This is a genomic window from Aphanizomenon sp. UHCC 0183, from assembly GCF_009712065.1.
Lineage (GTDB): Bacteria > Cyanobacteriota > Cyanobacteriia > Cyanobacteriales > Nostocaceae > Dolichospermum > Dolichospermum heterosporum.
On record NZ_VILC01000025.1, the window covers coordinates 36,803 to 45,018 of the forward strand.

Here is an 8,216-nt window from a genome sequence, read left to right on the forward strand (position 1 = left end):
GCCCTCACTACAAGCTAACTATCAACGTATTTCTGCCACATCTGTTGATAGGCATTCTCCATTTCACGGGTAAATTTTTCCGCATCCCATAAAGGTGCGTTTTTTCTTCCTTGTCTTAATTTCCAAGCAACCTCTTGTCTAAGTTTTTCATCCTTACCCAAACGCACACCCCACTCTACATACTCTTCCTCAGTCCAAGCAATACCTTCCGTAATACCAGCATTAACCATCATGCCGTAACTATTGCGGGCAGAAAATTGTTCACCCACTCTAGTAACTAAAGGAATACCCAGCCATAGAGTCTCTAAAGTTGTGGTTGCACCATTATAAGGATAGGTATCTAAAACCACATCAGCAACTTGTAAATTAGCCCGATGGACGGCTTCACTACGGGCATAGGGTAAAAATTTGATGCGAGAAAAATCCACACCCGCCTCTGCCGCAATCTTCTCAAAAAATACCTTAGTTGTTTCTGGATCAGCATCTCCTTTAATCAAAAGATAACTATTAGGTACTTCTTTGATAATTTTCATCTGTAATTGTAGATGGGGTAGATGCCTTTTATATCCTTTTTGAGTCATGAAATAAATAATGGCATCACTAGGAATATCTAAATCTTCCCTTTGTAAATCAGGTACATCTATCTCAAAACCTTCAACAGCAATATAGGTTTGAGGTAGTCGCCAAATTGTCTCGCTATAATAATCCTGTGCTGCTTCTGGTAACACATAGGGGTCAGCAATAAAATAGTCAATTGATGGTAATCCTGAACTATCCCACCCTAACCATGTTACCTGTATCGGTGCAGATTTGATTGACATTAATTCACAGGCTTGATCTAAAGTTAAACTATCTAAATCCACTAAAATATCAATTTCATCTGCTTGGATTTGCTGCCAAACTTTATCATTTTCATGAAGTCCAAATTTATAAAACTTATAAGATTTATCAACAAAATGTCTTTGTGTAAAACTTTCCATTCCTTCAGAATCGTCAAAAGAATAACAATGTATTTTGAATTTTTCTGGGTTATGATGTTTAAAAAGCCAACGGCATAGCCAAGAAACAGAATGTCGTTTAAAACAATGGGAAATATAACCAATATTAAATATTTGTTTATTTCGATTTAGATTCTGTCTTCGTAAATCTAAGTTTCTAGAATTATGTTCTACTATTTCTGCATATTTTTTAATAAAGTGGGATTGGCAAAAACTAGAAATTTGATGTTGAAGTATGTGGTTTCTTTGTGGTTTATCTTCAAAATACGGAAGAGCAGATAACGCATTAGATAACCTGGTTATATCTATAATATTATCAATATTAGGTTGGGTTTCTACTAACTGCTCAGTTAATACAATCTGGTCTTGCAATCGATCATAAGCCTCTTGCCAATAACTACCAGAAGTCATTAATCCTCTAAGAACAACTTGGTTAGCACAAATTTTTTCTGATAAAGTATCTGCTAATTCATAACATAGTTTAGCTACTTCTATACCTTTATCATATTGTTGATTGTTTTGATAAAAATAGGATATCAGTGTTAAAATTTCTCTATGTTCAAGATGATAATTCTTGGGAACTCTATCTAGACACAGTTCTGCAAACTTTGATGCCAAGTCTGGTCGTCTATAAAAAGCTGATAATTTGATACATTGGGTCATTACGGTTTCAATAATGATCATTATCGAATTATCTGGATGACTCTGTAAGCAAATTTTCGCAAAATCAAAAACTGAATTAAATGCTGCTTTTTCTGTGCTTGTATAAACTAACAATTTTCTAATAACATCTAATAATAAAGTGAGATCACAATTATCTGTTGTGACACATAAAGAATTACTGATTGACTCTAATAACTCTGAGGAATCATCCTTAAAGGTTGCTAATTGAATGACAATCGCAACCAGATGCAATAAATTATTAATATCTTCAGGGGCAATTTCTTTGATATGCTGACGAACTGCCCAAGCAACATGATAGTCTTCAATTGTGATGCGACGCTTGGCTTCTTTGTCTAAAACTTCTATTAATTCTGTGATGTCAAAATCTGCTTCTGCTACTTCTGATAATGCCGTAAACCAAGTTACTTGCGCTTCTGTTTCCTGACCTTGTAATAAGAATAGTAATCCCAGATACCAGTAATAAATTTTAATATCAGATTCTCTTTCTATTGCTTCCTCATACAGTTTTGCTGCGGCACTATAATTTTCATTAATGAGATACTCTTGTGCCTGTTGCTGCCAGTTATCCTGAAGCATAAAATTTTTAACCTATATACTATACTCTATATACTCAAAACGGCTTGATTGTTTGATTCTAAACGTAGGGGTTTAGCAGTGCTAAACCCCTACACATCTGGGTTCTTTGTCATTTGGCAAAAGTTTAAATCTCACCCGTGTTTAGTATAACTATTTTGCAATAAGAACATTAACCCCCTATGTCTAACATAGAGAGTTAATTGTGTAATCTTACTCTTAATTGCTGAAACAATTCAAGAATTACTTAATTAGTTTACCGGTGCCAGTACAAGTTGTACCAGTTGTACCGACTGCGTCTTTACCACTTGCTTCCACATTGGTGGTTTCACAGAGATATGCTATACTTGTTAGTTCAGAGTTAGGTCCAACTGGTTTCAAATAAACATTACCACCGTAGTTTTTCAGCCCACTTCCAGTGGTTACTATACTTGAATAGTTAACACCATAAGCAGCTGTACCAGCCCCAGTACCAGCCTCAGCCGTGTATGTGTAATTTGCGGTCTGGGTGGCAATACCAATACCCATAGCATCAATGCTGCTTGTAAAGGTATCATTCTCTGTCATGTAAGCTTGTTGACCTCTATTCATAGAACCAACATAGGTCTTAGCTTCAGTCTGTTTAGCTTTCTTAGCTTGGTTCAAGAAGGAAGGTAGGGCAATAGCGGACAGAATACCGATGATGATGATAACAACTAACAATTCAATCAGGGTGAAACCTTGATCATCTTTCTTTTTACCAAGAAGGTGTTGCAAGAATTTGGCTTTCAGTTCAGTTTTCATAGTAGTTTTTCCTGGTCGGAGTGTTGTTTGTTTCTTTATGCAAATAACTTACCCAGTTCTGATCAATTTCATATCACCCCACCGAAAAATATTTTTTCCTAGATATAAAAATGGATGAGAAAGCTTACATACAGATGATTTCATCTGATTATGTTTATTCAATCAATCCAACCGTTGGCATTTATAAAGGTATCCAACCAGTGGGACAAGAAGCTAAATTCATTGTTTGCTCGGTCCCTTCACCAGCAGCAGGACTTTCACATAAAATAGTGATGGTAACTGATCCAATAGTACCATCTGTGCTTAGAATCGTATTTAAATAGGGGACTCCTGCATAAGATTTCAACGCTGGTTTCCTGGATATACCGTTATTTGTCACCACTGTGTTACTAGGAGCAATATTGCTTTTATATAAATAGTTCTCTGTTTGCTGTCGAATACCAACGCCTAATTCATCAATAGATTCAGTAAAGACTGTATTTTCTAGATAATAAGCTTGTTGACCGCGGTTCATTGCACCAACATATAGTTTAGATTCTACCTGTTTAGCTTTATTAGCCCGACTCAGTAAAGTGGGTAGGGCGATCGCAGACAAAATACCAATCATGAGTATAACTACAAGTAGTTCAATTAGGGTAAATCCCGTATTGCCTAGCTTTGGTGATAAAAAATAGCCTAAAAATTGCGTTCGGAAATGGCTTTTCATAGTATTTTCAATAGGTTAATCGAAAAAAGTGTGCTTTCACATAGATGCAAAAATAGGGCAATATCCACACTAATCTCAATTATTCCCAAATTTCTCAGGTTTGATATCTCTATGCAAAAAATATTTATACTCAGGTGGCTATAGTGTTTGGTAAGTAGTGAGACAGAATTAATTAATTTTGTCTCACTACTTATTTACAGTCATTGCGAGCGAAGGGAAGCAATCACGACCCTTGGAATTGCTTCATTTCACTTTGTTCCATATGACTAACGCCACGCAACGCTAACGCAATGACAATTTACAGTCATTGCGAGCGAAGGGAAGCAATCACAACCCTTGCGATTGCTTCCTTTCACTTCCTTCCATTCGCAATGACATTATGTAATTAATTTTGCCTCACTACTTATTTACAGTCATTGCGAGCGAAGGGAAGCAATCACGACCCTTGGAATTGCTTCATTTCACTTCCTTCCATATGGCTAACGCCACGCTGCGCTAACACAATAACATTGTGTAATTAATTCTGTCTCACTGCTTAAGTAATTAACATTTGATACAGCAATCATGACTTTTCAACCACCCTCTTAGATTTTCCTCAAGAGTCGGAACTGGCGTACAATGCTGGAATTGACTAATATTAAGCCACACCAACTTAAAAACAGTATCTTATGCCAGCATTTTTATTAGAGGTCGGTACAGAAGAATTACCCGCAGGTTTTTTGAGTGATGCTATTGGACAATGGCGATCGCGCATTCCCGAAAGTCTCAAAACCCACAATCTCCCCGAAGCGGTTGTCAAAGTCTATGGAACACCGCGCCGGTTAGCAGTTCTGATTACAGGTTTACCTTCCCAGCAAGCAGACAGAGAAGAAGAAATCAAGGGACCACCCGCACAAGCAGCTTTTAAAGATGGACAACCCACTAAAGCCGCCATTGGTTTTGCGAGTAAGCAAGGTGTAGATATTTCCGCTTTAGAAATTCGTCCCACGGAAAAAGGCGATTTCGTCTTTGTCAACAAACAAATTCCCGGTCGTCCCATCGCCGATATTCTAACCGAACTTGTCCCCCAATGGGTCTGGAACTTAGAAGGCAAGCGGTTAATGCGCTGGGGACATGGTGACGGACGATTTTCGCGCCCAATTCGCACTTTAGTCACATTGTTAGATGGGGAAATTCTACCACTACAATTAGAAAATGGGGCAAAAGTTGTTAAAAGCGATAGCCTTTCTCGCACCCATAGAGTCTTACACCCCCAACCCGTCAGCATTGACCACGCTACAGAATATGTCAAAACCTTGGCTTCTGGCTATGTAAATGTACTCCCAGAAGGCCGAGCCGAAATCATCACAAATCAAGTGAAAGCAGCAGCCGAAAAATTAGGCGGATATACCCCAATTTACCCCGACTTACTAGCAGAAGTTGTCAATTTAGTTGAATATCCCACAGCAGTTATCGGCCAATTTGAAGAGGAATTTCTCAATTTACCAAAAGAAGTAATTACCGAAGTCATGGTAAGTCATCAGCGTTATTTTCCCGTCTTCAAAAATGCTGATTGTCAGGAATTATTACCCAATTTTATCACCATTAGTAACGGAGATCCAGCCAAAGCTGATATTATCGCTGTCGGTAATGCTAGAGTCATTCGAGCGCGGTTAGCTGACGGTAGATTTTTCTATGAAGCTGATTTAGCCAAACCCTTAGAAAGCTACTTACCCCAATTAGAAAAAGTCACCTTTCAAGAAGATTTAGGTTCAGTTCGTGCCAAAATCGCCAGAATAGTTAAAAATGCCGAAAGAATTACCACTCAATTACAATTAAATTCAGACCAAACCCAGAATATACAAAGAGCCGCATTACTTTGTAAAGCCGATTTAGTCACACAAATGGTCTATGAATTCCCAGAATTACAGGGAATTATGGGCGAAAAATACGCCTTAGCCAATGGCGAAAATCCAGAAGTTGCAAAAGCCATCTTTGAGCATTATTTACCCAGAAATGCTGATGATATTTTTCCCCAAACTCTCACAGGGCAAATAGTTGGTTTAGGAGATAGATTAGATACCTTAGTGAGTATCTTTGGTTTAGGTTTAATTCCCACAGGTTCATCAGATCCTTTTGCATTGCGTCGCGCAGCAAATGCGATTGTTAATATTACCTGGTTGGCGAATTTACAAATTAATTTATCAACCCTTTTAGAAGAAATCGCCACAGATTTCGCTACAACTTTTAACAAAGATGCCAAATCCTTAATTAAAACCTTGCAAGAATTTTTCCTACAACGGATTCGCACCTTATTACAAGATGAAAAACAGATAGATTACGATTTGGTAAATGCAGTTTTGGGAGAAAATGATCCTGAATACACAGAACGAGCATTAACGGATTTATTAGATGTCCGCGATCGCGCTCTCTATTTACAACAAATCCGCAAAGATGGTACATTAGATAAAATCTACGAAACCGTCAACCGTTCCACCCGGTTAGCAGCCCAGGGAAATCTAGATTTCCAAACCCTAGAACCACAATCTTTAATAAATCCCCAACTGTTCCAGAAAAAATCCGAATCTGCATTTTATAACGCTTTACTCGAATTAGTTCCTCAAACCCAAGCAGCACAACAAAACCGGGATTACCAACTATTAGTAACCGCACTAGCAAAAATTGCCCCCACCGTCAGTACATTTTTTGATGGTGAAGACAGCGTTTTAGTCATGGACGCAAATCCAGATATTAAGCAAAATCGCTTAAATTTGCTGGGATTACTGCGAAATAACGCCCGTGTATTGGCGGACTTTGGCGCGATAGTCAAAAATTTGTAGCATAACGCAACAAAAATTGGTGTAATTTTTGCCAATTAACGCTACTATAGTGAAGCTTAACCAGGGATGCTACATAGTCTATGCCAGAAGCGTTAATTATTGGATTCGGAAAATCCGGTGTTGCTGCGGCAAGATTGTTGAAACAGGAAGGCTGGGAGGTTGAACTTTGCGATAGTAGCACCTCCCCAACCCTCCTCGAACAACAACAACAACTCGCCAGTGAACACATTACCGTAAAATTAGGACACAAACCAGAATTCACCAACTCTGATATATCCAAATTAATAGTTCTCAGTCCCGGAGTTCCTTGGGATATTCCTATTTTAGCCAAAGCGCGAGAATTAGGCATGGAAACTATTGGCGAAATGGAACTAGCTTGGCGATATTTGCAAGATATTCCTTGGGTAGCAATCACCGGGACAAATGGTAAAACTACCACCACCGCTTTAACTGCTGCCATTTTCCAAACAGCGGGATTGAACGCCCCCGCCTGTGGTAACATTGGTCATGCTGCTTGTGAGGTAGCAATACAGGCAAGAGGCAATACTTCGACTTCGCTCAGTAACCAGAGGCAAGAGGCAAGAGGGAATACAGAAAAAAATTCCGTTGATTGGATAATTGGTGAACTTAGTAGTTATCAAATCGAATCTTCCGTAACTTTAGCGCCCCGCATTGGGATTTGGACAACCTTCACCCCAGATCATTTAGCCCGACACAAAACATTAGAAAATTACTATAATATCAAAGCCAAATTATTACATAACTCCCAAATTCAAATATTTAATGGTGATGATACTTATTTGAGCAAATTAGGATTAACTCATTGGCCAAATGCCTATTGGACAACCGTTAAAGGTGAAAAATTCCTCATAGGTGAAAAAGGCTTTTATATAGAAAATGGCTGGGTAATGGAAAAAATTACCCCCACACCACAACCCATTGTAGAGGTATCTGCATTGCGAATGGTAGGGGAACATAACCAGCAAAATCTGCTCATGTCCGTCGCCGCTGCTAGATTAGCAGGTATAGATATTACCGCTATTTCTCAAGCTGTGCGTGAATTCTCTGGCGTTCCCCACCGTTTAGAACATATTTGCAATTGGCAAGGAATTGATTTTATTAACGATAGCAAAGCCACCAACTACGACGCAGCCGAAGTAGGATTAGCATCTGTCCATAGTCCCGCCATTTTAATTGCTGGTGGCGAAGCCAAAGCCGGGGATGATACCACTTGGTTAGCCCAAATTCAAGCCAAAGCCGCCGCCGTTTTACTCATAGGTAACGCAGCACCAGCATTTGCGAAACGGCTGCAAGAGATGGGATATAGCAATTATCACATAGTTGAAACAATGGCAAACGCCGTATCCTTATCTGGGGAATTAGCCAAAAAATATCAAGCCTCTGTAGTATTATTATCTCCAGCTTGCGCTAGTTTTGACCAATATCCCAACTTTGAAATGCGGGGTGAAGACTTTCGGCAATTGTGCCAAAAATATCTAGTACCGTAGGTTGGGTTAAGCAAAGCGCAACCCAACATCAATCAAATTGATGTATACTAAACACGGGTGAGATTTAAACTTTTGCCAAATGACAAAAAGCCCAGATGTGTAGGGGTAAAGCAAGAGCTTCATTGGTGTCAACTTAAGGTAAAAC

The 8,216-nt window shown here is 38.9% G+C and carries 5 protein-coding genes; 2 read left to right on the forward strand and 3 right to left on the reverse strand.

Annotated elements, in window-relative coordinates:
• Window positions 1–14: 14 nt before the first annotated feature.
• The 3 genes from FJR37_RS11000 to FJR37_RS11010 form a co-directional block, all read right to left on the reverse strand.
• Entirely contained in the window at window positions 15–2,258 is a 2,244-nt protein-coding gene (locus FJR37_RS11000) for an O-linked N-acetylglucosamine transferase, SPINDLY family protein (protein WP_168466026.1), read from the reverse strand.
• A 240-nt stretch (window positions 2,259–2,498) separates the two neighbouring features.
• Complete coding sequence (locus tag FJR37_RS11005; protein WP_168466027.1) at window positions 2,499–3,038, reverse strand: type IV pilin-like G/H family protein; 540 nt, start codon at window positions 3,036–3,038, stop codon at window positions 2,499–2,501.
• A gap of 181 nt (window positions 3,039–3,219) precedes the next feature.
• Window positions 3,220–3,744 carry a type IV pilin-like G/H family protein gene (locus FJR37_RS11010; protein WP_168466028.1) on the reverse strand — a complete coding sequence of 175 codons (525 nt, stop codon included), beginning with the start codon at window positions 3,742–3,744 and terminating at the stop codon, window positions 3,220–3,222.
• Window positions 3,745–4,412: 668 nt separating this feature from the next.
• On the opposite strand from FJR37_RS11010, the gene glyS reads away from it, so the two are divergent.
• Both glyS and murD read left to right on the forward strand, forming a co-directional pair.
• The gene (gene glyS / locus FJR37_RS11015; protein ID WP_168466029.1) at window positions 4,413–6,563 is read left to right on the forward strand and encodes a glycine--tRNA ligase subunit beta; all 2,151 of its coding nucleotides are present in this window, start codon (window positions 4,413–4,415) and stop codon (window positions 6,561–6,563) included.
• Window positions 6,564–6,643: 80 nt separating this feature from the next.
• Window positions 6,644–8,071: a UDP-N-acetylmuramoyl-L-alanine--D-glutamate ligase gene (murD, locus tag FJR37_RS11020; RefSeq protein WP_168466030.1), complete on the forward strand. Its 1,428-nt coding sequence runs from the start codon at window positions 6,644–6,646 to the stop codon at window positions 8,069–8,071.
• Window positions 8,072–8,216: the final 145 nt, after the last annotated feature.

What these genes read in the sequence shown, in the direction of transcription:
- murD (WP_168466030.1), top strand. Translation starts at nt 6,644, where the DNA reads ATGCCAGAAGCGTTAATTATTGGATTCGGAAAATCCGGTGTTGCTGCG.
- FJR37_RS11005 (WP_168466027.1), bottom strand. Translation starts at nt 3,038, where the DNA reads ATGAAAACTGAACTGAAAGCCAAATTCTTGCAACACCTTCTTGGTAAA.
- FJR37_RS11010 (WP_168466028.1), bottom strand. Translation starts at nt 3,744, where the DNA reads ATGAAAAGCCATTTCCGAACGCAATTTTTAGGCTATTTTTTATCACCA.
- FJR37_RS11000 (WP_168466026.1), bottom strand. Translation starts at nt 2,258, where the DNA reads ATGCTTCAGGATAACTGGCAGCAACAGGCACAAGAGTATCTCATTAAT.
- glyS (WP_168466029.1), top strand. Translation starts at nt 4,413, where the DNA reads ATGCCAGCATTTTTATTAGAGGTCGGTACAGAAGAATTACCCGCAGGT.